The 25,533-nt window shown below is 68.8% G+C and carries 24 protein-coding genes and 1 pseudogene; 10 read left to right on the top strand and 15 right to left on the bottom strand.

Annotation, left to right across the window (positions count from 1 at the left end; translation table 11 throughout):
- Positions 1-3: 3 nt before the first annotated feature.
- The 6 genes from BHS09_RS17685 (at position 4) to BHS09_RS17660 (ending at position 6,568) form a co-directional block, all read left to right on the top strand.
- Positions 4-549 (top strand): shikimate kinase, encoded by a 546-nt coding sequence (locus BHS09_RS17685; RefSeq protein ID WP_237078364.1) that lies wholly within the window; start codon positions 4-6, stop codon positions 547-549.
- Complete coding sequence (locus BHS09_RS17680) at positions 546-1,817, top strand: shikimate dehydrogenase (RefSeq protein WP_140791521.1); 1,272 nt, start codon at positions 546-548, stop codon at positions 1,815-1,817. The genes BHS09_RS17685 and BHS09_RS17680 overlap by 4 nt, the downstream gene beginning before the upstream one ends.
- Entirely contained in the window at positions 1,814-2,833 is a 1,020-nt protein-coding gene (gene aroC, locus BHS09_RS17675; RefSeq protein ID WP_140791518.1) for a chorismate synthase, read from the top strand. Before BHS09_RS17680 ends, aroC begins: the two co-directional genes overlap by 4 nt.
- Positions 2,830-3,900 carry a 3-dehydroquinate synthase gene (locus BHS09_RS17670; protein WP_140791516.1) on the top strand — a complete coding sequence of 357 codons (1,071 nt, stop codon included), beginning with the start codon at positions 2,830-2,832 and terminating at the stop codon, positions 3,898-3,900. Before aroC ends, BHS09_RS17670 begins: the two co-directional genes overlap by 4 nt.
- Complete coding sequence (locus tag BHS09_RS17665; protein ID WP_174260560.1) at positions 3,897-5,189, top strand: 3-phosphoshikimate 1-carboxyvinyltransferase; 1,293 nt, start codon at positions 3,897-3,899, stop codon at positions 5,187-5,189. The genes BHS09_RS17670 and BHS09_RS17665 overlap by 4 nt, the downstream gene beginning before the upstream one ends.
- 77 nt (positions 5,190-5,266) lie before the next feature.
- Positions 5,267-6,568, top strand: a complete 1,302-nt coding sequence (locus BHS09_RS17660; RefSeq protein WP_140791512.1) for a citrate synthase — start codon at positions 5,267-5,269, stop codon at positions 6,566-6,568.
- Positions 6,569-6,671: 103 nt separating this feature from the next.
- On the opposite strand, the gene BHS09_RS17655 is transcribed toward BHS09_RS17660, so the two are convergent.
- Complete coding sequence (locus BHS09_RS17655) at positions 6,672-8,492, bottom strand: AMP-dependent synthetase/ligase (RefSeq protein ID WP_174260559.1); 1,821 nt, start codon at positions 8,490-8,492, stop codon at positions 6,672-6,674.
- 80 nt (positions 8,493-8,572) lie between these two features.
- On the opposite strand from BHS09_RS17655, the gene BHS09_RS17650 reads away from it, so the two are divergent.
- From BHS09_RS17650 to pyk, 3 genes are all read left to right on the top strand, one after another.
- Positions 8,573-8,947 (top strand): hypothetical protein, encoded by a 375-nt coding sequence (locus BHS09_RS17650; RefSeq protein ID WP_174257006.1) that lies wholly within the window; start codon positions 8,573-8,575, stop codon positions 8,945-8,947.
- A gap of 181 nt (positions 8,948-9,128) precedes the next feature.
- On the top strand, positions 9,129-9,815 hold the full coding sequence (locus tag BHS09_RS17645; RefSeq protein WP_140791510.1) for a bifunctional nuclease family protein: 687 nt from the start codon (positions 9,129-9,131) through the stop codon (positions 9,813-9,815).
- A gap of 188 nt (positions 9,816-10,003) precedes the next feature.
- The gene (gene pyk / locus BHS09_RS17640) at positions 10,004-11,404 is read left to right on the top strand and encodes a pyruvate kinase (protein ID WP_140791508.1); all 1,401 of its coding nucleotides are present in this window, start codon (positions 10,004-10,006) and stop codon (positions 11,402-11,404) included.
- Between the two features lie 57 nt (positions 11,405-11,461).
- Here the strand turns inward: pyk and BHS09_RS17635 are convergent, their stop codons facing one another.
- From BHS09_RS17635 to BHS09_RS17595, 9 genes and pseudogenes are all read right to left on the bottom strand, one after another.
- Positions 11,462-12,127 carry a DUF7986 domain-containing protein gene (locus BHS09_RS17635; RefSeq protein ID WP_140800702.1) on the bottom strand — a complete coding sequence of 222 codons (666 nt, stop codon included), beginning with the start codon at positions 12,125-12,127 and terminating at the stop codon, positions 11,462-11,464.
- A gap of 16 nt (positions 12,128-12,143) precedes the next feature.
- Entirely contained in the window at positions 12,144-13,268 is a 1,125-nt protein-coding gene (gene carA / locus BHS09_RS17630; RefSeq protein WP_140798422.1) for a glutamine-hydrolyzing carbamoyl-phosphate synthase small subunit, read from the bottom strand.
- Positions 13,268-14,581, bottom strand: a complete 1,314-nt coding sequence (locus tag BHS09_RS17625; RefSeq protein WP_140791504.1) for a dihydroorotase — start codon at positions 14,579-14,581, stop codon at positions 13,268-13,270. Before BHS09_RS17625 ends, carA begins: the two co-directional genes overlap by 1 nt.
- Positions 14,578-15,471: an aspartate carbamoyltransferase catalytic subunit gene (locus BHS09_RS17620; protein ID WP_140791502.1), complete on the bottom strand. Its 894-nt coding sequence runs from the start codon at positions 15,469-15,471 to the stop codon at positions 14,578-14,580. Before BHS09_RS17620 ends, BHS09_RS17625 begins: the two co-directional genes overlap by 4 nt.
- 85 nt (positions 15,472-15,556) lie before the next feature.
- A complete protein-coding gene (gene lepB / locus BHS09_RS17615) occupies positions 15,557-16,813 on the bottom strand; it encodes a signal peptidase I (RefSeq protein ID WP_140791500.1) in 1,257 nt (418 codons plus the stop codon).
- 3 nt (positions 16,814-16,816) lie between these two features.
- Positions 16,817-18,624, bottom strand: a pseudogene (gene lepA / locus BHS09_RS17610) (translation elongation factor 4).
- Positions 18,625-18,895: 271 nt separating this feature from the next.
- Positions 18,896-19,840 carry an NAD-dependent epimerase/dehydratase family protein gene (locus BHS09_RS17605; RefSeq protein ID WP_140798421.1) on the bottom strand — a complete coding sequence of 315 codons (945 nt, stop codon included), beginning with the start codon at positions 19,838-19,840 and terminating at the stop codon, positions 18,896-18,898.
- Between the two features lie 45 nt (positions 19,841-19,885).
- A complete protein-coding gene (locus tag BHS09_RS17600; RefSeq protein ID WP_140796491.1) occupies positions 19,886-20,845 on the bottom strand; it encodes a UDP-glucuronic acid decarboxylase family protein in 960 nt (319 codons plus the stop codon).
- 23 nt (positions 20,846-20,868) lie between these two features.
- On the bottom strand, positions 20,869-21,048 hold the full coding sequence (locus tag BHS09_RS17595; RefSeq protein WP_002640579.1) for a ribbon-helix-helix domain-containing protein: 180 nt from the start codon (positions 21,046-21,048) through the stop codon (positions 20,869-20,871).
- A 94-nt stretch (positions 21,049-21,142) separates the two neighbouring features.
- On the opposite strand from BHS09_RS17595, the gene BHS09_RS17590 reads away from it, so the two are divergent.
- Positions 21,143-21,742 (top strand): hypothetical protein, encoded by a 600-nt coding sequence (locus tag BHS09_RS17590; protein ID WP_140798420.1) that lies wholly within the window; start codon positions 21,143-21,145, stop codon positions 21,740-21,742.
- A 24-nt stretch (positions 21,743-21,766) separates the two neighbouring features.
- Here the strand turns inward: BHS09_RS17590 and BHS09_RS17585 are convergent, their stop codons facing one another.
- The 5 genes from BHS09_RS17585 to mnmA form a co-directional block, all read right to left on the bottom strand.
- On the bottom strand, positions 21,767-22,129 hold the full coding sequence (locus tag BHS09_RS17585) for a cupin domain-containing protein (protein ID WP_011553533.1): 363 nt from the start codon (positions 22,127-22,129) through the stop codon (positions 21,767-21,769).
- A gap of 27 nt (positions 22,130-22,156) precedes the next feature.
- Complete coding sequence (locus tag BHS09_RS17580) at positions 22,157-23,035, bottom strand: SPOR domain-containing protein (RefSeq protein WP_174260558.1); 879 nt, start codon at positions 23,033-23,035, stop codon at positions 22,157-22,159.
- A 134-nt stretch (positions 23,036-23,169) separates the two neighbouring features.
- Positions 23,170-23,553 (bottom strand): integration host factor subunit beta, encoded by a 384-nt coding sequence (locus BHS09_RS17575; protein WP_140791490.1) that lies wholly within the window; start codon positions 23,551-23,553, stop codon positions 23,170-23,172.
- A gap of 74 nt (positions 23,554-23,627) precedes the next feature.
- Positions 23,628-24,410 (bottom strand): hypothetical protein, encoded by a 783-nt coding sequence (locus BHS09_RS17570; protein WP_174260557.1) that lies wholly within the window; start codon positions 24,408-24,410, stop codon positions 23,628-23,630.
- A gap of 28 nt (positions 24,411-24,438) precedes the next feature.
- A complete protein-coding gene (mnmA, locus tag BHS09_RS17565) occupies positions 24,439-25,485 on the bottom strand; it encodes a tRNA 2-thiouridine(34) synthase MnmA (RefSeq protein WP_011553529.1) in 1,047 nt (348 codons plus the stop codon).
- Between the last annotated feature and the right edge of the window lie 48 nt (positions 25,486-25,533).

Here is a 25,533-nt window from a genome sequence, read left to right as displayed (position 1 = left end):
TCGGTGGATCCCCGGCTCGCGCCGGGACTGAGGGAGGCGGTAGCCCGCCCGGGCCCCTCCCTGTTCCCCGTCTCCGGACAGACGGTGGTGCTCGCCGGCCACCGGAGCGCGGGCAAGTCGCGTCTGTTGCCCATGGTGGCCCGCATGCTCGCGCGGCCCGGGCTGGACCTGGATGCGCACCTGGAGCGCCTGCACGGGCGCCCGCTGCGCAGATGGGTGGCCGAAGCGCCGCAAGAGTTCCGGGCCGCTGAACGAAGCGCCCTCCTAGCCCTGCCGGCCGGAGGGCTGGTGGCCGTGGGAGGCGGTTTCCTGTCCCACCATCCGGACGCGCTGACCGGGCTCTTCACCCTGGTCGTCCCCGTATGTTTCGACACCTACCGTGAGCGGCTGCTCACGGACCGGACACGCCCGCGGCTGCGTGCCGAGGTGTCGCTCGAAGAAGAATTGTCCTCCGTGTTCAATGAGCGCGAGGTTCTGCACGCCCGCGTCCCCACCGTGGCCCTGGAGGACTTCCTCCGAGGCTGCCTTGCCCCCGAGGTGCCCCTGTGACGCCCGCCCGGCGCGTCGTCACCCTGCCCCCCACCCTGATCGGCGAAGACGCTGTCCGCTTCGCGCGCGACGGCCAGCGCCGTGGGGCGGACGTCCTGGAGATCCGTACGGACCTGCACGCCCCGGACGCCATCTCGCCCGAGGCGCTGGCGGCGGTGCTGCCGTTGCTCGTCTCCGAGCGGGGCAAGCCGCTGCCCGCCCCTTGGGTGGCCGCGGCCTGGCGCGTGGACAGGGATTTGATGGACGCGTCGGGGCAGCAGGCATCGCTGGCGGCACCCCCGGGAAAGCTGCTCGCGTCGCACCACGCGAGCCGGCAGCTATCCACCGAGGAAGCGCTCCAGTTGTGGGAACGTGAGCTGCCCGCCGACGCCCTGGTGAAGCATGTGGAGCCGATGGCAGACCCGGCACACCTCGTCACACTGATGGAGACGCAGCGGCGGATGGTGGAGCGCTTCGGTGCCACGCGTGTCACGGTGCTGGGCATGGGCGCGGTGGCGTTGCCCACGCGGGCGCTGCTCGCCCGGAACAACGTGTTGGATTATGTCGCGGCGGGAGGCGCCTGGGTCGCGGCGCCCGGCCAGCGGCTGCTGGACGACGTCGTGCGAGAGCTGCGCGGCGCGGACCGGTACACAGTGGCGCCGCCGCTGCGGCTGGGCATCCTGGGGACGTCCATCGTCCACTCGCGCTCGCCGCGCATCCACCGTCAGCCCTTCGACCGCATCGACCTGCCAGAGGACGGGCCCGTGGAGGCCGTGGTGGACGCATTGCTGCCCCACTACGCGGGCTTCGCCGTCACCAGCCCCTTCAAGCTGCGGCTGGCGAAGCACACGGGGTCCTCGCTGGACGCCATCAACACGCTGGTCCGCCGGGGCGACCGGTGGGAATCCTTCAATACCGACACGTTCGGCGCCCGCACGGTGCTCGAGCGGCTCGGGGCTCGCGAAGTCTTCGTCCTGGGGGACGGTGGCGCCACCTCGGCGCTCCGGTCCGTGGCGGCGGAGCTGAGCTGCGACTTGCGCGTCTTGCGACGCGCCGACATCCAGGCGCCTCTCACAGGGGCGGGCGTCTGGACCTGGCCCGATAGGGTGCCCGCTCCTGACGACCTGCGCTTCGACGGGGCCCGTGTGGCGGTCATCGCCTACGGCGCCCCGGGCCGGCGCATCGCCGCGGAGATTGTCCGTCGCGGCGGTACTCCGGTGCTGCTGGGTGCGGCGTGGTTCATCGCGCAAGCCCGGCGTCAGCGCCAACTCTGGGAGTCCGCGACATGAATACCTTCGGCGAACTGTTTCGCCTGACGACGTTTGGAGAGAGCCACGGGCCCGCGCTCGGCGCCATCCTGGATGGCTGCCCCGCCGGCGTGCCCCTGACGCGCGAGCAGATTCAAGTCGCGCTGGACCGTCGGCGCCCCGGCCAGTCCACCATCACCACCGCGCGCAGCGAACCGGACCAGGTGGAGATCCTGTCCGGCGTCTTCGAGGACAAGACGCTGGGCACGCCCATCGCCGCCATCGTGCGCAACACCAACCAGCGCTCGGGGGACTACGAGAAGCTGAAGGCCGAGGACCGGCCCGGCCACGCGGACGCCGTGTGGCGCGAGCGATTCAAGCACCGTGACCACCGCGGCGGCGGGCGCACCAGCGGGCGCGAGACGCTCTGCCGGGTCATCGGCGGCGCTATCGCCGAGGCGTACCTCGCCCGTGACGTGCCTTCCATCCGCACCGTCGCCTACGTGTCCCAGGTGGGCAACCTGGTGGCCGCCGTACCCGCGCCAGGACTCACCCGCGAGCAGGTGGACGCCCACGCCACGCGCTGCCCGGACGTCGCCATCCGCGACGAGATGTCCCAGCGCATCCTCACCGCGAAGGAGGCGGGCGACAGCCTGGGCGGCGCCATTGACGTGCGCGTGGAGGGCCTGCCCGTGGGTCTGGGCGAGCCCATCTTCGGCAAGCTCAAGGCGCGCATCGCCCAGGCCCTGGGCAGCATCGGCGCCGTCACGGGCGTCGTCTGGGGCCCGCCGGACCTGCTCGAGCGCATTGGCCAGCCCGGCATCCAGTTCCACGCCGTGAAGGACGCGTACGGCGGCATCCAGGGCGGGCTCGCCAATGGCGAGCCGATGCAGATCCGAACCTTCTTCAAGCCGCCCGCGACGCTACAGGAGCATGCGAAGGGTGGCCGTCACGACCCGTGCATCATGCCCCGCGCCGTCCCGGTGCTGGAGGCCATGGTGTCGCTCGTCATCGCCGACCTCGTCCTCCACCTCAACGCGAGGCCCCACGCGCCATGAGTGCTCTTCCTCCCGGGGCCTACCGTCCGCCGTCCGACCGCTGGGGCACCTTCGCCCGCCTCGCCAAGAACCTGCCCGAGGGCAGCGTGGCGGTGGTGGACCGCACGGTCGCGAAGCTCCACCCCACCCTCATCCCCACCCTGGAGGCGCGCAGCCCCCGCGCCATCATCCAGCTCACCGGCGGCGAGAGCGCCAAGACATTCACCGCCCTGGAGAAGGTCCTGGCCAACGGCCTGGCCCTCCCGCGCTCCGGCACGCTCGTGGCCGTGGGCGGCGGCACCATCGGTGACGTCTCCACCGTAGCCGCGCACCTCCTCAAGCGCGGCGTGCGCCTGGTGCAGGTCCCCACCACGCTGCTGGCGGCGGTGGACAGCAGCGTCGGCGGCAAGGGCGCTGTCGACATGACGGTGCGCGGGCGCGTGGTGAAGAACCCGGCCGGCGTCTTCCACTACGCGGACGAAGGCTGGGTGTGCCCCGAGTTCTTCGACACCCTCTCCGATGCGCAGCGCCGCGAAGGCGCGCTGGAGGCCTGGAAGATGGTGGCCAGCCTCGACGCGCCACTCTTCCGCCGCTACGTGCGCAAGCCGCCCGCGCTCGAGAAGCTGGTGAAGGACGCCCGCGCCCTCAAGGAAAGCATCTGCGCGCAGGACCCGTACGAGCACACGGGGCTGCGACGGGTGCTCAACTTCGGGCACACCTTCGGCCACGTGCTGGAGAGCGTGTCCCGCTTCAAGCTGTCCCACGGTGACGGCGTGGGCCTGGGCATGCTGCTGGCCCTGGACGTGGGCCGTCACCTGGGCGTGACACCGGAGCCCGTGGCCGCCGAGGTCGAAGCCGCCCTGGCCAATGGCCCTGGCGTACTGGGCCGCGAGCGCGCCGCCGCTCTGCTTCGCCGCGCGCCGATGAAGGACGTGCTGGCGCTGCTCACCGCCGACAAGAAGGCCGGCGCCAAGGGCGAGCTGCGCATGGTGCTGCTGACGGCCATTGGCGCCACCGAGGTACGAGACGTGGACGAACCGAGCTGGCGTGCCTTGTGGCCCGCGTGGACGAAGGGGGTGCGCCCATGAGCACGGCGAAGGCTTCCCGCATCCGGGTGGACCCCTCCGCGCTGCACGCCGCGCCCCTCACCCCGCCGGTGTCCAAGTCGGACGCGCAGCGGGCACTGGTGCTGGGGCACCTCACGGGCACATGGCCGCTGCCCTCGGTGCAGGCCGAGGCGGACGAGGACCTCCCCGCCGACGTGCGCGTGCTGCGCCAGGGCATCGAGGCCCTGCGTCTGCCTCCGGACGCCGTGCGCGACATCGACTGCGCGGATGGCGGTGCGCCCTTCCGCATCCTGGCCACCCAGGCGGCGGTGACGCCCAGCGCACAGGCGCGCTTCACCGGCACGCCCCGCCTGGGCGAGCGGCCCCACGGCCCGCTCTTCACGTCCCTTCGCGAGGCCCTGGGTCCCGCGGGCCTCATGCTCACGGAGGGCTCGCCCTGGCCGGTGGAGCTGCGCGCGCCCCGTGACACGTCGACGATCGCACCCGTGTTCCGCGTGCCCGGCGCCCAGAGCAGCCAGTACGCCTCCAGCCTGCTGCTGGGCTGCGCGGCGCTGTACCTGCGCGAGCGCCGCCCCTGGCGCGTGGAGATTGACGGCCCCCTCACCAGCGCGGGCTACCTGGAGCTGACGCTGACGTGGCTGCGGCGCTTCGGCTTCGACATCCAGCGCTCACCGTCGAGCTACACCGTCGCCGGGTACGTGGCGCCCCCGGCCGTCCCGACGCTTCCGGGAGACTGGTCGTCCCTGGGCTACCTGCTGCTGGTGGCATGGAAGACGGGCGGAACCGTGGTCCGCGCGAACACGGACAGTGCCCACCCGGACGACGCCATTGTCCGGTTGATTGAGCAGGTGGGCCTGCGCGCGGTGCCCACCGGTGCGCCCTTCACGCTGAAGGTGGAGGGTCAACTGTCAGGAGGCCTGCGCGCCTCCGGCGAGGAGTGCCCGGACCTGCTCCCCACGCTGGCCGCGCTCGCCTGCGTGCTTCCGGCGCCCTCCACGCTCACGGAGGTGGGCATCCTCCGCGTCAAGGAGAGCGACCGTCTTGAGGGCATCCGGACGCTCGTGAAGGCGTTCGGCGGAACCACGGAGCTTCAGGGGGAACGGCTGCAGATCCAACCACCCCGCACGCCACCTTCGGGCTTCGAGATGAGCAGCGAGGGGGACCATCGTCTCGCGATGACAGCTGCGACACTGTGTGTCCTGTCCGGCACGCCGCTGACGCTCACCGGTCCGGAGTGCGTTGAAAAGAGCTTTCCTGGGTTCTGGCGGCAGTTGTCGGGGGTGGGTGTTCGGATAACTGATGCACGCTGAGACCCTCAGTGTCCGACCAGCAGACTTATCGTTCTTTTTTGTTGAAAGCACTCTCCGCCCTGTGAAATCTCCGCCCCATGGCCAAGGACACGCTGACGATCACCGACAATCGGACCGGGAAGACCTACGAGGTCCCGATCGAGAACGGCTGTATTCGCACCAATGCTCTCCGCCAGATCAAAGCGGGCGACGATGACTTTGGGTTGATGGGATACGACCCGGCGTTCCTCAATACAGCCAACTGTAAGAGCGCCATCACCTTCATCGATGGGGACAAGGGCATCCTGGAGTACCGGGGCTACCCCATCGAGCAGCTCGCGGAGAAGTCGAGCTTCCTCGAGGTCGCCTACCTCCTGCTCAACGGCGAGCTGCCCACGCCGAAGGAGCTGGAGCAGTTCAACCACCTCGTCACGCACCACACGTACGTGCACGAGAACGTGAAGAGCTTCATGGACGGGTTCCGCTACGACGCGCACCCCATGTCCATGGTGAGCTCCACGGTGGCGGCGCTGTCCAGCTTCTACCCCGACGCGAAGAACATCAAGGACCCGCTGAGCCGCCGCATCCAGATCACGCGGCTCATCGCGAAGATGCCTACCATCGCCGCGTTCTCCTACCGGCACACGATGGGCCTGCCGTACATCTACCCGGACAACGACCTGTCCTACGTCGCCAACTTCCTGGCGATGATCAAGCGCATCGGCACGTCGACCTACAAGGTCCACCCGGTGCTCGAGCGCGCGCTCGACATCCTCTTCATCCTGCACGCGGACCACGAGCAGAACTGCTCCACCACGTCCGTGCGCACGGTGGGCTCGTCCGAGGTGGATCCGTACTCGGCGGTCAGCGCGGGCATCGGCGCCCTCTACGGCCCGCTGCACGGCGGCGCCAACGAGGCGGTGCTCCGCATGCTCCGCGACATCGGCCACATCTCCAAGATCCCGGAGTTCATCAAGTCGGTGAAGAGCGGCGAGGGTGAGAAGAAGCTGATGGGCTTCGGTCACCGCGTCTACAAGTCCTACGACCCGCGCGCCAAGGTCATCAAGCGCGTGGCCGACGAGGTCTTCGAGGTGACGGGCAAGAACCCGCTGCTCGAGATCGCCGTCGAGTTGGAGCGCATCGCGCTCGAGGACGAGTACTTCGTGAAGCGGAAGCTGTACCCGAACGTCGACTTCTACTCGGGCCTCATCTACGAGGCGATGGGCTTCCAGGTCGAGATGTTCCCGGTGCTCTTCGCCATCCCCCGCACGGTGGGCTGGTGCGCGCAGTGGGAGGAGATGGTGACGGACAACGAGCAGAAGATTGCCCGTCCGCGCCAGGTGTTCACGGGCGCCCCGCGCCGCGACTACGTCCCCATGGACAAGCGCGCCGCCAAGTAGACCGTGACACAAGGCCCGCGCTTCTCGCGTGGGCCAGAAGCACGAAGGGGCGAGGAACCGCGAGGTTTCCCGCCCCTTTCGCTTTCCCGCGGCGCCGGTGCGCTCAGCCCGTCCGAGAACCGCCCTGCGGGGACTCGTCGTAGAGCGACTCCACGAGGTCGGCGTACTTCTCCGCCACCACGTTGCGGCGCACGCTCAGCTTCGGCGTCAGCTCGCCGCCCTCCACGGAGAAGTCCTTCGGCAGCACCGCGAAGCGCTTGATGGTCTCGAAGCGGGACAGCTTCGGATTCACGTCGCGCTCCACGAGCTCCTGGAGGAACTGATGCAGGCGGGCGTCCTCCGCGAGCTGGGCGGCGTCCTCCGGCCACCCCTGCGCCTTGGCCAGGGCTCGCGCCTTCTCCGCGTCCAGGGTCAGCAAGGCCACCAGGAAGTTGCGGCGCTCGCCCAGCACCACCGCCTGGCCCACGCCGGGCAGGGCCTTGAGCAGCTCCTCGATGTTGGAGGGTGACGTCTTCTTCCCGCCCGAGGTGACGATGATGTCCTTCTTGCGGCCGGTGATCTGGACGTAGCCGTCCGGGTCCAGCTGGCCCACGTCACCGGAGTGCAGCCACCCGTCCACCAGCAGCTCGGCGGTAGCCTCCGGGTTCTTGTAGTACCCCATGCAGACGTTGCCGCCGCGCACCAGCAGCTCGCCGTCGTCCGCGATGCGCAGCTCCACCCCCATCATCGCCCGGCCCACGGAGCCCAGCCGCGTGTGGGACTCGGTATTCACCGTGCCGGGGCCCGTCACCTCCGTCATGCCCCACACCTCGTGGATGACCATGTCGATGGAGGCGAAGAAGTCCAGCACGTCCCGGCCGATGGGCGCCGCCGCCGTGGCGAAGAAGGACACCCGCTCCATGCCGATGCGCTCCTTCAGCGGGGCGAAGACGAGCCGCCGGGCGAGCAGATACTGGGCCTCCAGCGTCATCGGGACGCTCTGGTGGCGCATCACCCGCTCATGCCGCTCCGAGGCGACTCGACGCGCCCAGGCCACCACCCGGCGCTTCGAGGGCGGCTGCGAGGCCAGTCCCTCCTCCGCCTTTGCCTTGAACTTCTCCCACACGCGCGGCACGCCGAAGAAGAACGAGGGGCGCACCTCCCGCAGGCTCTGCGGCATCGTGTCCACCGACGCCGCGAAGTACACCTGCACCCCGTTCAGCAAGGGGCTGTGGAGGGAGATGATCTGCTCGGCGATGTGCGACAGCGGCAGATACGACACGAGCGAGGACGCGTCGGGCCGGCCGAACGTCACCGAGTCGGTGAGCTGCTTCGCCGTCCACACCAGGTTGTGGTGGCTGAGCATCACCCCCTTGGGGTGGCCGGTGGTGCCAGAGGTGTAGATGAGCGTGCCCATGGCCTCCGGCGTCAGGGAGTGGACGCTGTCCCAATAGGGCTTCTCGTCCGCGCCGGTGCCCAGGGCCATGACGTCCGAGTAACGCAGCACGCCTTCCGGAAGCACCGTGGGCGCATCGATGACGACCACGTGGCGCAGCTTGGGCAGCCGCTCGCGCAGGGCCAGGGCGGTGCGCAGGTGCTTCTCGTTCTCCACCACCAGGAGCGTGGACTCACAGTGCCCCAGGATGTACTCCAGCTGCTCCGGGGCGCTGGTGGTGTAGAGACCGACAGGGACGCCCCCCATGGCGATGGCCGCCAGATCGGCGACGTGCCACTCCTCGCGGTTGAAGCTCAGGATGCCCACCGGCTGGCCCGTGCCCACGCCCAGCGCGTGCAACCCCAGGGCGAAGCGCCGCACCCGCTGCCCATATTCAAACCATGAGGTGGGCGCATAGGCGCCCCCACGGCGCGTCCACAGGGCTGGGCGCTGCTCCTGCTGGGCGGCCCGGTCATGGAGCGCATGCACCACCGTCTTGGGAAGGTCCATGCCCTGAACGCTAGCGGAAGCAAGGCCCCCGACCAATGTCCCCACGTCTCGGACGTTGACAGCTGGTTGGAGTGCTTTGTATGCCGCGCCCGACCATGAGCATCGACTTCACCTGCCAGAAGTGCGAGGCGAGCTTCGAGCTGGACGCTCAGGACCTCATCGAAGGGACTGAAAAAATCGTCTGCCCGCATTGCGACGCCAAGGCGCCCGCCAACCTCACGGAGGACTTCGTCGCAGCGCTCACGGAGATGCGCGCGCAGATCGCCGCGCTCGACAAGCGGTTCGCCGTGTCCATGACGTTGGAGTCCGAGGACCTGGAGGACATGCTCGACGACGACGACGAGGAAGACGACGAGGACGATTCGGAGGACGACGACCTCGATGAGGACGAGGACGAGGACGTCGACGACGAGGAGGACTACGACGAGGACGAGGACGACGACGACCGTCGTTGAGCCTGTTCGCCTGCCCTCCAGCCCGGGGAGCGCCCCACGCAGCAGGGGGTAACCGGGCCTGGAGCGCAACCCTCCCGGCAGATGGCCGGGTGCGTAGCTTAAAGGCGTGAAAACGCCCAACCGCGCCACTTTGTTCGTCGCACCTCTCTCGGCCGTGCTTCTGGCGCTCGGAGGGCTGCTGATGTTTCCCGCCTTCACTCCACCAGTAGCGCTGGCGGCCCTGGGAAAGGCTCAGGGTCAGCCCTGCATCACCGAAGGAGAAGACGACCCCAAGGCCTGCTCCGAGCTCGTCGAGCTCGAGGTGCAGGATGTCGTCCCGCTGGAGGAGGCCCAGGCCCACGCCGTGGTCCTGGCCACCAAGGACAAGGGCATCGTCCTCCCGGTGTTCGTGGACGAGGCCTCGGCCATCTCCATCGCCTTCCGGCTGGCGGAGCGTCAGCCACCCCAGCCGCTCGCACAGGACCTCCTGGACGACGTGGTGACGGAGCTGGGCGCCAAGGTGACGGAGGTCCGCATCGACGACCTGCGTGACAACGTCTACTCGGGCCGCGTCTTCCTGGAGCAGGGCAAGAAGAAGATGACGCTGGACGCCCGGCCGTCGGACTCCATCGCCATGGCGCTCACCAGCCATGCCCGCATCCGCGTCACCCGCAAGGTGCTGACGCTGGCCGGCATCACCCGCGAGGAGATCGAGGGCCTCCAGCAGGAAGGCCCCGGCGTGGGCGGCAGCGGGCCGCTGGACGCGCCCGGCTTCCCTGCCCCGGGTGCCCCGAGCGAGCCGCCTATCGACATGGACATGCGGGGCCTGCCGCCGGGCCACTCGATGCCCAAGGCGCCGCTGGGCACGGGCAAGGAAATCGAGCTCTAGGTCCTGACGCGGAGCACTTGCAAGAAAGCCCGGCCCCCCCTCCCAGGGATGCCGGGCTTTCTCTCTCTGCCATCGAGAGCGCAAAGGCTCCGCGGCGCCTGGTGAGAGGCCCGCGTTGGCAGAAGAGTTAGTCTCGTGGGCGCAAGGCTGTCAAGCCGGGCACCCCGCCGCCTAGGATGCGCGGCCCTATGCGCAAGGCGAAAATCATCTGCACCCTGGGCCCCGCTTCGGACTCGCCCGAGGTCATCGAAGGGCTCATCCGCGCGGGCATGAACATGGCGCGGCTGAACTTCTCGCACGGCACGCACGAGGAGCACCGCCGCCGGGTGGAAACCATCCGCAAGGTCGCGAAGCGCCTGGGCACGCCGGTGGCCATCCTCCAGGACATCCAGGGGCCGAAGATCCGCCTGGGCCGCTTCGAAGGGGGCCAGCTGCTGGTGAAGCAGGGCCAGTCCGTCACGGTGACGACGCGCAACGTCCTGGGCCAGGACGGCGTCATCCCCACCCCCATCAAGACGCTGGTGAAGGACGTGGCCAAGGGCCACGAAATCCTCCTGGATGACGGGCGCGTGCGGCTGCGGGTGCTGCGCGTCCAAGGGCAGGACGTGCAGTGCCGCGTGGAGGTGGGCGGTGTGCTCAAGAATCACAAGGGCCTCAACCTGCCCGGCTCGCCCATGTCGGTGCCCACGATTACCCGCAAGGACGCGGTGGACCTGGCCTTTGGCCAGGAGGTGGGCGTGGACTACGTGGCGCTGTCCTTCGTCCGCACGCCCGAGGACATCAAGAAGGCGCGCGCGCACGTGGCGAAGCTGAAGACGCCCCTCATCGCGAAGATTGAAAAGCCCCAGGCGGTGGAGCGCGTGGAGGAGATTGCCGCCGTGGCGGACGGCATCATGGTGGCGCGTGGCGACCTGGGTGTGGAGATGCCCCTGGAGCGCCTGCCCGCCATCCAGAAGCGCATGGTGAGCGCGGTGAACCGCATGGGCGGGCTCGTCATCGTCGCCACGGAGATGCTGGAGAGCATGGTGGCCAACGCGCGCCCCACCCGCGCCGAGGTGTCCGACGTGGCCAACGCCATCCTCGACGGCGCGGACGCCGTCATGCTGTCCGGCGAGACGGCCGCGGGCAATTACCCCATCGAAGCGGCGTCCACCATGGCGTGCATCGTGGAGGAGACGGAGCGCGGCGTGGTGAAGCACCAGCACCACTCCCCCTTCGAGCGTTCCGAGGATTTGGGCACCGGCGTGGCCGCGGCGGCCGTGGCGGCGGCGACACAGCTGGGCATTGGCACCATCGTCGCCTACACGGAGAGCGGCCACACCGCGCGCCTCATCTCCGAGTTCCGGCCCCGCGCGCGCATCATCGCCCTCACGCCGAGCGAGACGGCCGTGAATCGCATGGCGCTCTACTGGGGCGTGACGGGCCTGCAGGTGGCGCGCGTCTCCACCACGGACGCCATGCTCAGCCAGGTGCGCCAGTTGTGCCGGAAGGAGAAGATCGGCGCGCCCGGTACGCCCGTGGTGGTGGTGGCCGGGGTCCCACTCAACGTCCCGGGCAACACCAACCTGATGAGCATCCACCGCATCTGAGCGGGCCAGCGGGGCCCCGGGACATGCCGTCACCGGGGCGCTCCGCGGCCAGCGGGCTCAGAGGACCTTCTGCTCGAAGTCGTAGATCTTCTCGACGGCGAGCTGCCGGTAGCGCTCCATGTTGAGCGCACGGCGGGCGCACTCCCACACCAGCTCGTTGGGCGTACGATCCGGCTCCTTCTTCTTTCGGCGCTTCACCTCCGCCTTGATGGCCTTCACGGCCATGCGGGGGTGGTAGCAGAACGCGGAGGAGAACAGCAGGTGCCCACCGAAGGGGATGAGGCGCGCCTCGATGATGTCCCCCGTCTCCAGGCCCGCGACGTGGCGGCGCTCCGTCACGTCGAAGTCCTTGCCCGAGTACAGCTCGCGCAGACGGACCTCGCCCTTGCCCAGCTTGCGGACCTCGAAGAGACCATGGACCGTCTCCGTGAAGCTCCGGAAGGCGTTGGCCTCCTCGGGCGCGGAACCGGCCAGGCGCTGCTCGTAGAACTCCGTGGCCGGCGTCTTGTTCGTCAGCGGCGGGACGCGGTCATAGAGGTAGAAGTCCAGGAAGGACGCCATCCGCAGTTCGAAGAGCTTGTCGTCCTCGAAGACCTCGCCCGTCAGACGGAAGTACTCCGCCTTGGCCTGGAGCAGGTCCTCCTTGCGCGACTCGGCACTGCCAAAGGCGATGAGCTGATCCAGATACGGCTGATAGGAGAGCGGTGACAGCGACGAGGTCATATTCGGTGGCGCCATCCTACCCCGCCATCAGCTTCGCGAACCTGTCGAAGAGATAGCGCGCGTCATGGGGGCCGGGCGAGGCCTCGGGGTGGTACTGCACGCTGAAGGCCCGCGCGTCCGGAACAGCCAGACCCTCCACCGTGCCGTCGTTGAGGTTGATGTGCGTCACGACGGCCAGGCCCTTGAGGCTGGCGTCATCCACGGCGAAGCCGTGGTTCTGCGCGGTGATTTCCACCTTGCCCGTCGTGAGGTCCTTCACCGGCTGGTTTCCGCCCCGGTGGCCAAACTTCATCTTGTACGTCCGGCCGCCCAGGGCCAGCGCCATGATTTGATGCCCCAGGCAGATGCCGAACACCGGCACCTTGCCCAGCAGCGCCGCCACGGTGCGGTCCGCGCCCTTCACCGCCGCCGGATCTCCAGGGCCGTTGGCCAGGAAGACGCCGTTCGGCTTGCGCGCCAGCACCTCTTCCGCCGTGGTGGTGGCCGGCACCACCGTCACGCGGCAGCCCACGTCCACCAGGAAGTGCAGCATCGACTTCTTCAGGCCGTAGTCGTAGGCCACCACGTCGAAGCGGGGCTCGGCCGGCACCCGCACCTCTCCCAAGCCGGTGAAGACGTCCGGCGAGGGCTGGGTGAAGGTGTAGGCCTCCTTCGTGGACACGCCCGTGGCCAGGTCCAGGCCCTCCATGCCGCGCGCGGAGCGGGCACGCTCCACCAGGGCAGAGGGGGACTGGCCCTCGCTGGAGATGACGCCCATCTGCGCGCCGTGCGTGCGCAGGTGGCGCACCAGGCGGCGGGTGTCGATGCCCTCGATGCCGGCCACTCCGTTGCGCTTCAGGTACGCGTCCAGCGACTCCTTCGCGCGCCAGTTGGACGGCTGCTCGCTGAGGGCGCGCACCACCATGCCCACCGCGTGCACCCGGGCGCCCTCCTCGTCCTCCGGGTTGGCGCCGACGTTGCCAATCTCCGGGTACGACATGGTGACAATCTGGCCCACGTACGAGGGGTCCGTGAGGACCTCCTGGTAACCGTACATGGTCGTGTTGAACACCACTTCACCCACCGTTTCGCCCACCGCGCCAAACGCACGGCCTTCGAACGTGGTGCCATCCGCCAGGGCGAGCACTGCCCGCTTTGTCATCACCGCGACTCCTTGCTCTGGCCGACCTGGCCCTTGTCGAACACCTTGTGGCCCGCGACCCACGTCTGGATAACGAGCCCCTTCTGCTTCCGGCCATGGAACGGTGTATTCCGGCTGCGGGAATGGAACTGGTGGGCGTCCACCGTCCACTCCGCGTCCGGGTCCACCACCGTGACGTCCGCCGGCGCCCCAGGCGCCAGGTGACCGCCCGGCAGGCCGAACGCCTTCGCGGGCCCGTGCGTCAGCAGCTCCACCGCGCGGTTCGCGGTGAGCACGCCCGCATGCACCAGCTCCAGCGTCAGCCCCAGGGCCGTCTCCAGCCCCACGATGCCGTTGATGCCCTTCTCGAACTCCACCTGCTTGTCCAACACGCCGTGCGGCGCGTGGTCCGTGGCGATGGCGTCCACCGTCCCGTCCACCAGCGCCTCGCGCAGGGCCTGCACGTCGGTGTCCGCGCGCAGCGGCGGGGCCATCTTCGCGTGGGTGTCGTAGTCCCCCACGGCACGGTCATCCAGGATGAAGTGGTGCGGCGCCACCTCGCAGGTGACGCGCAGACCGCTGCGCTTGGCCTCGCGGATGAGCCGCACGCTGCCCTCGCAGGACACGTGCGCCACGTGCAGCCGGCCCTTCGTCTCCTCCAGCAGCACCAGATCTCGCGCCACCATCGCCACCTCCGCGGAAGCAGGGATGCCGCGCAGCCCCAGCCGCGTGGAGGTGGTGCCCTCATGCATGGCCCCACCCGCGGACAGCGTCAGGTCCTCCTCGTGGACCATGACGGGCACGTCGAACTGGGTGGCGTACTGGAGCGTGCGCCGCATCAGCGACGCGTTCATCACCGGGCGGCCGTCGTCGGTGATGGCCACGCAGCCGGCGGACACGAGCTCGCCCATCTCCGCCAGCTCCTCGCCCTTGAGGCCCTTGGTGATGGCCCCGGCGGGATAGACGTGGCACAGGCCCGCGGCGCGGGCGCGGTTCAGCACCAGCTCCGTCACCATGGCGTTGTCGTTGACCACCTTGGTGTTGGGCATGGCCACCACGGCGGTGAAACCACCCGCCACGGCGGCGCGGCAGCCGGTGAGGACCGTCTCCTTGCCCTCCTCGCCCGGCTCGCGCAGGTGGACGTGCAGGTCGATGAAGCCCGGCAGCACCCACTTGCCGGTGGCATCCACCACCTCGGCGCTGGAGGGCACTGGCAGCAGGGTCTCCGACACCTCCACCACCTTGCCGTCGCGGACCAGCACGTCGCGGACGCCGTCCACCCCGTTGCGAGGGTCGATGACACGCCCCCGTCTGAAGAGCACCGTGGAGCTCATGCCGTACACACCTCCAAGATGGCCCGCCGCACGGCGACGCCGTTGGACACCTGCTCCAGGATGACGCTGCGGGCGCCATCCGCCACCGCCGGCGCCAGCTCCACGCCCCGGTTGATGGGGCCCGGGTGCATCACCACCGCGCCCGCCTTCATCCGCTCCTCTCGGGCCGCGTTGAGGCCGAACAGCCGTGCATATTCACGCGTGGACGGCAGGAACGCCTGCTCCTGGCGCTCCAGTTGGACGCGCAGGCACATCACCGCGTCCGCGCGAGGGAGCGCCGCGTCCAGGTTGTGCGTCACCTCCGCGCCCAGCGACTCCAGCCCCGGCGGTATCAGCGTGGGCGGGCCGCACATCACCACCCGGGCGCCCAGCGCCTTGAGGCAGTGCAGGTTGGAGCGGGCCACGCGGCTGTGCAGCACGTCCCCTACGATGAGCACCGTGCGCCCGTCCAGCGAGCCCCAGCGCTGGCGCAGCGTGAAGGCGTCCAGCAGCGCCTGGGAGGGATGCTCGTGCGTGCCGTCACCCGCGTTGATGACGGCGCACTTCACGTGCTTCGCCACCAGGTGCGGCGCTCCTGACGAGCGGTGACGCATGACGATGGCCACCGGCCCCGTCGCCTCGATGTTGCGGGCGGTGTCCAGCAGCGTCTCACCCTTGGATACCGAGGAGCCGGTGTGCGTCCAGTTGAGCACACTGGCCCCCAGCCCCTTCGCCGCCATGTGGAACGACGTTCGGGTCCGGGTGGAGTCCTCGAAGAAGAGGTTCGCCACCACCTTGCCGCGAAGCAGGTGGGTGGTGTCGGGAGCGCCGGGGAGGTGTGCCTTCGCCCGGTCGAGCAGTGACTCCAGCTCGTCCCGGCGCCAGCCTTCGATTCCAAGCAGGTGTCTCATGGCCGGGGGCGCCGCGTACCCCGGGGCGTGCGGCACGTCAAGCGTCGTGCGCGGTGCGCCGGCCTGCCTGCTTCCAGCGAACGCCTCAACGGACCGGTTCGAAGAACCGATCCACGCGGAGGCCCGTGCCACCGAACAGGCCGTGCAGCAGCCCGTGGTAGCCCAGCGACAGCCACACCACCATCGCCTTGCCCTTGATGTGGCCGTAGGGGACGTACTCCGCCTTGCCGTACCCCGTGACGCCCAGGCCGTGGCGGCTGTCCGCGCTGTTGTCCCGGTTGTCACCCACGGCGAAGACATGTCCCGGAGGGACCTCGTAGGGGCCCTCCCGGCGCGGCATGCGCGGCAGCGTCTGTAGCGCGGAATGCGCCACGCCGGACAGGTTCTCCTCGTAGAGGGTCTCCTGCTGGTCGTACCAGCGCCCGTCGTCGGTGATGTTGTGGACGGTGAACTCGTTGGAGACGAGCTCGCGCTTCTGCGGCTGGCCGTTGATGTGGATGACGCCGTTGATGAACTCCACCACGTCGCCCGGCACGCCGACCACGCGCTTGATGTAGTCCACCGACTCGTTCACCGGGTTGTTGAAGACGATGACGTCTCCACGCTCCGGCGGCCGGACGATGACGAACGGCACGAAGTTGAGGAACGGGACGCGCACGCCGTAGATGAACTTGTTGACGAAGACCTGGTCGCCAATCTCCAGCGTGGGCAGCATGGAGCCGGAGGGGATTCGGTACGGCTCCACGATGAAGGTGCGGAACACCAGCGCCACCAGCAGCGCCTTGCCGAACCCACCCAGGAAGTCCATGGCGGACTGCTTGCGGAACGCACCCAGGTGCTGCGCGGTGAGCGCCTCCAGCCCCTTCACCTCGGTGCGCAACTGCTCCGCGTCACCCGCCGCGGAGGCCTGCTCCACGCGCAGCGCCTGCTCGGCGATGCGGTCCAGCACCGGCCCCGCCACCTTCGCGCTCACGCCGGGCTTGCGGAGGATGCGCTCGTTCTCCTCCAACAGCTCGTTCGCCTCGTGGCGCACGCCGCGCAGCGCCTTCTCCTTGGGGGAGACGTTGCGCCACACCAGCAGGGCCACGAAGTAGAGGACCAGCAACAGCCCCAGCCCCTTCATCACCGGCTGGGCCCACGCGGCGGAAGCGCGCGAGTACTCGATGATCACCGTATACGGCACGTACAGCAGCGCCAGGATGATCAACGGAGCCCAGAGGCTGGTGAGGCGCTCGCGCCACACCAGCACACGGTGGGCGCGAAGCATCTCCGGCGTGCGGCGGGCCGACATCGCCTCGGAGAGCTTCGCGGGAGGGGTGGCGGAAGGCATGGCCGCGTTCATGGACTACTGCTCCGACTTGAGGACCGCGAGGAAGGCCTCCTGCGGAATCTCCACCGTTCCGACCTGCTTCATGCGCTTCTTGCCCTCCTTCTGCTTCTCCAGGAGCTTGCGCTTGCGGCTGATGTCACCACCGTAGCACTTGGCGAGCACGTTCTTGCGGATGGCGGAGATGGTCTCACGCGAGATGATCTTCGCGCCAATCGCCGCCTGGATGGCCACCTCGTACATCTGCCTCGGGATGACCTCTTTCAGCTTCTGGCACACCTCGCGGCCGCGCAGGTAGGCGCGCTCGCGGTGCACGATGACGCTGAGGGCGTCCACCGGGTCCCCGTTGATGAGGATGTCCAGCCGGGCCAGGTCGGACTCGATGTAGCCAGCTCGTAGTCGAGGCTGGCGTAGCCGCGCGACACGCTCTTGAGCTTGTCGAAGAAGTCGAACACGACCTCCGCCAGCGGCATCTCGTACGTGACCTGCACGCGCTGGCCGCTGCTGCCCAGGTACTTCATGTCCTTCTGAACACCGCGGCGCTCCTGGCACAACTTGAGGATGGCGCCCAGGTGGTCGTTGGGGACGTGGATGTGGCAGGTGAGGATGGGCTCCTCGAACTTCTCGATGTGCTGCACCGGCGGCAGCTTGGCCGGGTTGTCCACCAGCAGCGTGTCACCCTTGCTGGTGGTGATGCGGTACACCACGCTGGGCGCGGTGGTGATGAGGTTCAGGTTGTACTCGCGCTCCAGGCGCTCCTGAACGATCTCCATGTGCAGCAGGCCCAGGTAGCCGCAGCGGAAGCCGAAGCCCAACGCGGTGGACGACTCCGGCTCATAGGTGAAGGCCGAATCGTTGAGCACCAGCTTCGCCAGCGCGTCGCGCAGGTTCTCGTAGTCCGCGGAGTCCACCGGGAAGATGCCGGAGAACACCATGGGCTTCACTTCCTTGAAGCCCGGGAACGGCTCGGCCGTGGGACGCGCCTCATCGGTGACGGTGTCACCGACCTTGGCGTCCTGCAGCTCCTTCACGTTGGCCACGAGCACGCCCACCTCGCCCGCGATGAGCTGCTGCACCGGGCGGGAGAACGGGCTGAACACGCCCAGTTCCTGGACCTCGAAGACCTTGTTGTTGCTGAACAGCTTGATCTTCTGCTTCAGCTTGAGCGTGCCTTCCAGCACGCGAACCAGCGTCACCACGCCCCGGTAGTTGTCGTACCAGGAGTCGAAGATGAGCGCCTTGAGCGGCGCGTCCGCGGAGCCGCTCGGAGGCGGCACGTTCTGGACGACGGACTCCAGGATCTCCTGGATGCCGATGCCCTCCTTGGCGGAACACGGCACGGCGACGGACGCATCGATGCCGATGACGTCTTCAATCTCCGACCGGGTGCGCTCCACGTCCGCGCTCGGCAGGTCGATTTTGTTGATGACCGGGATGATTTCCAGGTTGTGGTCCAACGCCATGTAGACGTTGGACAGCGTCTGGGCCTCCACGCCCTGCGACGCATCCACCACCAGGAGCGCGCCTTCGCACGCGGCCAGGCTTCGGCTGACCTCATAGGCGAAGTCGACGTGTCCCGGCGTGTCGATGAGGTTGAGGACGTACTGCTTGCCGTCCTTCGCGGTGTAGTTCATCCGCACGGACTGGGCCTTGATGGTGATGCCCCGTTCGCGCTCGATGTCCATGTTGTCGAGGAACTGGGCTTGCGCCTCGCGCTTGGTCAGAGTCCCCGTCTTGTCGAGGAGACGATCCGCCAGCGTCGACTTTCCATGGTCGATATGGGCGATGATGCAGAAGTTGCGGATGTGCGCGTTTTCAGCCGGCATGTTCAGGGCGCTCGTCGGAAGAAGCGGGCGTGCGTAACAGGGAATCGCGCGAAAATCTACGCGCACGCGTACACCCGATGAGCAACCCACCGGGGGAGCTTGTTTGTTCCCCAGTCATCAGCGCCCGTCCCGGGCGAACTCCCCTGGGACAGGCCCTGAGCCCCCTCCCGGCACGCCCGGTCCCCGGCCCTCAGGGCCGGCCCGGGTACGCTCGTGGGATGGGGTACCGCCCTCCCCCGCCTCGTCTGCCAGCGGGGGCGCTGGACGCCACTCAGCCGTGCGCGCGAGCGGGCGCGCCGGCCTTCTGGCGGAAGTACTCAATGGTGCGGCGCAGGCCCTCCCGCACGTCGACGCTCGGCTCCCAGCCAAGCACCTTCTTCGCCAGCGCGTTGTCCACGCAGGAGCGCATCTGCTCCCCCGGCTTGCCGGGCGCGTGGGCGACGGAGACGCTGGAGCCCGCCGCCTCGGCCAGCAGTGCGTAGAGGCGGTTGATGTCCGTCTCCACACCCGTGCCGATGTTGATGGCGCCCACGTAGTCGTTCTCGAAGGCGAGCCGGTTGGCGCGGGCCACGTCCGGACCGAAGACGAAGTCGCGGGTCTGCTTGCCCTCGCCGAAGATGGTGCAGCCCTGAGCGGCGATCAGCCGCTGGCTGAAGATGGCCACCACGCCCGCCTCGCCGTGCGGGTTCTGCCGCGGGCCGTAGACGTTGGCGTAGCGGAGCGCCACGTAGGGCAGGCCGTACTGCGCCCGGTAGTAGCCCAGGTACAGCTCACCGGACGCCTTGGAGACACCGTACGGAGAAATGGGCCGCGTGGGGTGACTCTCCGGCGCGGGGAACACGTCCTGCTCGCCGTAGATGGCGCCGCCGGTGGAGCTGAAGATGACCTTCTTCACCCCGGAGACGCGGGCGGCCTCCAGCAGGTTGAGCATGCCGCGGATGTTCACGTCCGCGTCGAAGCTCGGGTCGTCCACGCTGCGGCGCACGTCCATCTGCGCCGCCAGATGGCAGAGCACGTCGGGCTTCTCGGACTTGATGAGCTCCGACGCCTCGCGGCTGCGGATGTCGTGGACCGCCAGGCGCACACGCGGGTCCAGGTTCTCCCGCTTGCCGCCGGACAAGTCATCCAACGCGACGACGTCGTGTCCACCGCGCAGGAACTCATCGCACACATGCGAGCCAATGAAGCCCGCGCCACCTGTCACCAGGACCTTCACGCAACCTCCCGCCTGCAGGCCTTGCAGGATCTTCGCGCCGGCAAACTATGCCGGGGGCCTCGTACCGGCAACCTCTCGGAACCACGCAATGGTCTCCCGAAGACCCTCTTCCAGCGGCACCTTCGGTTCCCAGCCCAGCAGCGTCCGCGCCCGGGTGATGTCCGGCTGACGCTGCTTCGGATCATCCTTGGGCAGCGGCTTCTCGATGATGGTCCCGCCCCCGCCCGCCGCCGCGCGCACGGCCTCCGCGAACTGACGGATGGTCATCTCCCGGGGATTGCCGATGTTCACCGGGTTCGGCTCATCCGACAGCATCAGCCGGACCAGCCCGTCCACCAGGTCCTTCACGTAACAGAACGAGCGCGTCTGGCTGCCGTCCCCGAAGACGGTGAAGTCCTCGCCCTTGAGGGCCTGGCCCACGAAGGCCGGCACCACGCGGCCGTCATTGAGGCGCATGCGCGGACCGTAGGTGTTGAAGATGCGGACGATGCGGACCTGCACGCCCTTGGTGCGCCCGTAGGCCGCGGTGATGGCCTCCGAATAGCGCTTGGCCTCGTCGTACACGGACCGGGGGCCAATGGGATTCACATTGCCCCAGTAGTCCTCGCGCTGCGGATGCACCAGCGGATCCCCGTACACCTCCGACGTGGAGGCCATCAGGAACACCGCCTTGTTCGCCTCCGCCAGCTTCAGCCCGTTCTCCGTGCCAATGGAGCCCACACGCAGCGTTTCCAGCGGGAGCTGCGCATAGTCGATGGGCGAGGCCGGTGAGGCCATGTTGAAGACGTAGTCCAGCGGCCCTTCCACCGGGATGCGCTCGGTGATGTCCGCCTTGACGAAGGAGAAGCCCGGCCGCCCGTTCAGCGTGCGCAGGTTCTCTTCGTTGCCCGTGATGAGGTTGTCCACGGCGATGACCACCGCCGCGCCGTCATCCAGAAGACGCTCACACAGGTGCGACCCGACGAAGCCGGCGCCGCCCAGGACCGCTACCCGCTTGCCACGCATGCTCTTCACGTCACGCCTCTCTCTCACAGCTCGTCGAACGTCGACTGCCCCGGCAGCTGCGCCTTGTACTTCTCCAGGACCAGGTCGATGCCTTGGCGGATGTACTCGGCCACGGGCACCTTCGTCTTCTGGTTCAGCGCCTTGAGGAGCTCGTTCTGCTCCGGGGTGATGTAGATGGTGGTGCTGACTTTCTTTCGGGCCATGGCGATATGTGAAAATATATGGAATGACGTGTCGCGCGAAAGCATCTCGTGCGAATGACGTCGCCAGGCGGCCCCCAGACACTGGGAGTTCTCAATGCCACGCTACAAGCAGTTGATTTTCCTGGGCTTCATGGCCTCGGGTGCCCTGGCTGGCTGCGCCAGTAGCAAGTCGGCGGAGCAGGACGGCGCGGGCGCCGCGAGGGCCCGGCAGGCCGGCGAGGCCATCCGCCCGGAAGGCGGGGCCAACGAGGAAGTCACGCAGCAGGACGCCAACGGCGACGGCCGCCCGGACGTGTGGACCTACACGGTGGACGGGCGGAAGGTGCGCCAGGAGCTGGACCTGAACTGGGACGGCCGCGTGGACCTGACGCGCTACTTCGACGCCAACGGCGACAAGGCGCGTGAGTCGCTGGACCTGGACTTCGACGGGCGCGTGGACGCCACCTACTTCCACGAGAAGGGCGTCAACACGCGCCGCGAGCGCGACACCAACGGTGACGGCCGCCCGGACAGCTTCACCTACTACGAAGGCGGCAAGCTGGTGCGCAAGGAGCGCGACACGCGAGGGACGGGCCGCATCGACTACTGGGAGTACTGGGAAGGTGGCCAGGTGGACCGCATCGGCGAGGACCTGGACGGGGACGGCACGGTGGACAAGTGGACCCGCAACCCGAACAACACGGCCCGCGAGTAGGCGGGCCGCCGCGGTGGACAGCGGCTACGGGTTGCTGGTGCCGGTGCGCCCGTAGGCGTCCTCGAGCCGGACCACGTCGTCCAGCTCCGGGGTGCTGACCTCGAGGATGTCACAGTCGGTCAGCGCCACCATGCGGTGCTTGGTGAGCGGCTTGATGTGGTAGCTCTCACCGGGGTTCATCTCCTTCTCGATGAGCCCCTGACCCTCGTCGACGACGAAGAGCAGCTTGCCGCTCTGCACGTGGATGGTCTCATCCTTGCGGTTGTGGAACTGCAGGCTGAGCTTGTGGCCCTGCTTCACGTGCAGCAGCTTGCCCACGTAGCGTTCGGTGTGAGCCCAGATGAGTTCGTATCCCCAGGGCTTCTCCACCCGCTTCGTCGTCGTCATGGCGCTTCCCGTCTTCCTCGTCCCGCTCTAGTTCGTGCCGGCCACGAATGCGTCGAGCGAAGTCTCACGCTTGAAGTCTGACAGATACCGGGTGGCCGCATCCCGGGAGGCGAAGCTTCCCATGCGGACGCGGTACCACGTGCCCTTACCGGCCACTTCGGCCGTCAGGATATAGGGGGCATAGCCCCGATCACGCAACCGAGCGGCGAAGCGGTCGGCCTCCTGCTTGTCCTGGAACGCCGAGAGCTGGAGCGTGAAGGCCCCACCCTTCACGGCCTGCGCGGGCGGCGAGGCGGGCTGCGCCGGCTGCTGGGTGGCGCGGGCAATGGCCTCCTTCAGGCCGCCACCCTCCGTGGTGGTGGTGCGCGTGGGGACGGCGGACGCCTCCACCTTGCCCGACACCGGCACGGCCTTCGCGGGAGTCGGTGCGGTGGGGGCCTCGGCGACCACGACGCGCTCCGGCTCGGCCTTGGGCTCCTCCGGCGGCAGCTCCCCCGTGTCCGGGTCCGGCGTGGGCGCCAGCGCGGCGCGCTGCGCGGTGGCCGGCTTCGACTCGGGCGGCTTCGCGGCGGCGGGCTTCTCCGCCGGCGGCGGGGCCTTGGCGACGGCGGGCTTGGGCTGCGGCGGGGCCACCGGATCGGCAGCGGCCTTGCGGGTCAGCTCGTCCGGGAAGGTGAGCGGCTGCTCCTGCTGCACGTTCTGGAGCGCCTGCGCGTTGGCATCCAACGCGGAGAGCAGGTCCGGCGCGGCCACGGCATCCGCGTTGCCCGCGAGCTTCTTGCCGACGACGACCCCCAGCACGAAGACAGCGCCCATCACGACAATGCCGGCGATGAGCAGGCTGACGATCTGCCGGTTGTCCAGAGAGACGTCGAACTTCTCCTTCATCCGGTGAGCATCACGCATGGCTTGAAAGTCCTCGGGCGCGGTCGCAACGGCCACACGAAATCCGTGTTGCGGCCTGTAGCGACGGCATGGAGGGCAAAGTACGCCCCACCCCTGGGCCGGTCAAATTCGCGGAACGACTCCAAGCCTCACCGTCAACCCGTGACGGGCACGGAGAACGAGGCCCCCGCGGCGAGCGGCAGCGGCGACAGCGCCTCGCCGGGTGGGGTGTCCGGAACGGGCGACGCCGCCGTGGCGGGCGGGGCATTGAGCCGCTCCCGCAACTCCTTACCGGCGGCGAAGGACAACGTGCGCCGCGCGGGCACCGACACGCGCTGGCCCGTCTTGGGGTTACGGCCCGTGCGAGCCCGGCGCGTGCGGACGCAGAAGACGCCGAAGCCCCGCAGCTCGATTCGCCGTCCGGCGATCAGGGCCTGGGACATTTCCTCGAAGACGGCGTGGACGATGGCCTCTACCTCACGCCGTGGAACATGCGGGGCACGCTCCACGATGCGCTCGATGAGCTCACTGCGCGTCATGCACACCTCCCGCTGGGCGACCGAGGACTCTAGCGAAGCGGGCCCCCAAAGGACAAACCGCCCTCCCCCTCCCCTCACCGCAACCGGACGTCCGCGGGCCCCTCGACTTCAATCTTGCGTCCCTGCTGCGTGCGCAGGACCACCTCCGCGCCGTCGGGCACCATCAGTCGCACCGTGCGGCCCAGAGGCACATCGCCCCCTTCCATCAGCACGGCGGTGGCCAGGTCGTCCGTCTCCGCCACGATGAAGCCGTCCTCCACGGTGGCCACCAGACCGCCCTCGCCCAGGTTGCCCGCGTGGATGTGGGGCACGCGGGGGCGGTGTGGCGGAGGCGGCAACGGCTTGCGAGGGCCATCGCGCGACGGTTCGTCAGAGGCCTTGTTGGGCGACAGCCCGTTGGGCGTGAAGAAGGCGGCGAAGTAGCCGTTGGAGCTGTACGGGTCTTCCTGCTGAGCGCTCGCGGGCGTCACCTGCACGTGGGTGTAACGCGCGGCGATGATGCGCAGCGGGCGCGGCGCCTCCTGGAGATTGCCCTCGACGATGTGGCGGGACGGCAGGTTGACACCATGGAGCTTCGCCTCGTCCGCTTCGCCCACCTCCAGCGTGTCGCCCTTCTCCAGGAAGCGCAGGCCACCGCCGAAGAACTCCAGCACCGCGGGGCCGGTGGCCTTCAGCTCGTCATGCCCCAGCAGTTGTGAGCCGACGGCGATGGGCCGCCACTGCTTGCCTTCCGCGCGCAGCACCGGCGCACCAGCGGCGAGCAGCCCCGCGACGGGTTTGTCCGAGCGCTCCTTGCAGCCAGCGGCCACGAAGACGGTGACGACCGCGATCAGACATCCCACGAGGCGCTGTGCCATGTGCTGCACCCTCCGAGGCAACGCGGGGTCAGACAATCCAACCGCCGCCGAGCACGCGGTCCTGATCGTAGACCACCGCGGCCTGCCCGGGGGTGACGGCGCGCGCGGGCGCATCCAGCTTCACGGAGACGAGCCCGTGCGGCGAGACATGCACCCGCCCCTGCGCGCCCGAGTGGCGGTGCCGGATGCGGACCTCCACCGGCTGACTGGCCGGAGGCGGCCCGTCCACCCAGTGGGGTTGGAGCAGACCGAAGTTGTCGCGGCCGGTACCCTCGGCGGGGCCCACCACCACACGCTGTGTCTCCGGCTCCAGCCGGTGGACGTAACGAATCTCGCCGCCCCCCAGGTTGAGTCCCTTGCGCTGGCCCACGGTGTAGCGGTGGATGCCCTGGTGGGTGCCGAGCACGTTGCCCTCGGTGTCCACGATGTCCCCGGCCGGCTGCGGCCCGGCGACCTTCTCCACGAAGCCCGCGTAGTCGCCGTCCGGCACGAAGCAGATCTCCATGCTCTCCGGCTTCTGACTGGTGACCAGGCCGTGCCGCTCCGCGACGGCGCGGACCTCCGCCTTCGTCATGCCGCCCACGGGGAAGAGGATGTCGCGCAGCTCGTCCTGGCCGAGCGTGAAGAGGAAGTAGCTCTGGTCCTTGGCGGCATCAACGGCGCGACGCAGGACGAAGCGGCCGTCCACCTCCTCCACGCGGGCGTAGTGGCCCGTGGCCAGCCGGGCGCCGAGCGCGCGGGCGCGCTTGAGGAGGAAGTTGAACTTCACGTCCCGGTTGCAGGCGACGCAGGGGATGGGCGTGCGCCCGCCCAGGTATGACTGGACGAAGGGGTTGATGACCCGGTCCTGGAAGATTTCCTCCGCGTTGGCCACGTAGAAGGGAATCCCCAGCGTCTGGGCCACGGCCCGCGCGTCATCGATGTCATCCGGGCTGCAGCAGCTCCCACACGTCGCCTTGCCCTCGTAGGACCAGACGCGCAGGGTGATACCGATGACCTCGTGGCCCTGCTCCTTGAGCAGGGCAGCCGCGGCCGAGGAATCCACCCCGCCGCTCATTGCAACGACGACTCGCATGGTGCTCCTTCCTACACGCCCGCGCGTCCGGGCGCACGCGGGGGGACG

Origin of the sequence: Myxococcus xanthus (assembly GCF_006402735.1) — a bacterium.
Taxonomy (GTDB): domain Bacteria; phylum Myxococcota; class Myxococcia; order Myxococcales; family Myxococcaceae; genus Myxococcus; species Myxococcus xanthus_A.
The sequence above is the reverse complement of the archived record's forward strand: the minus strand, read 5'-3'. Positions and strand labels throughout refer to the sequence as shown.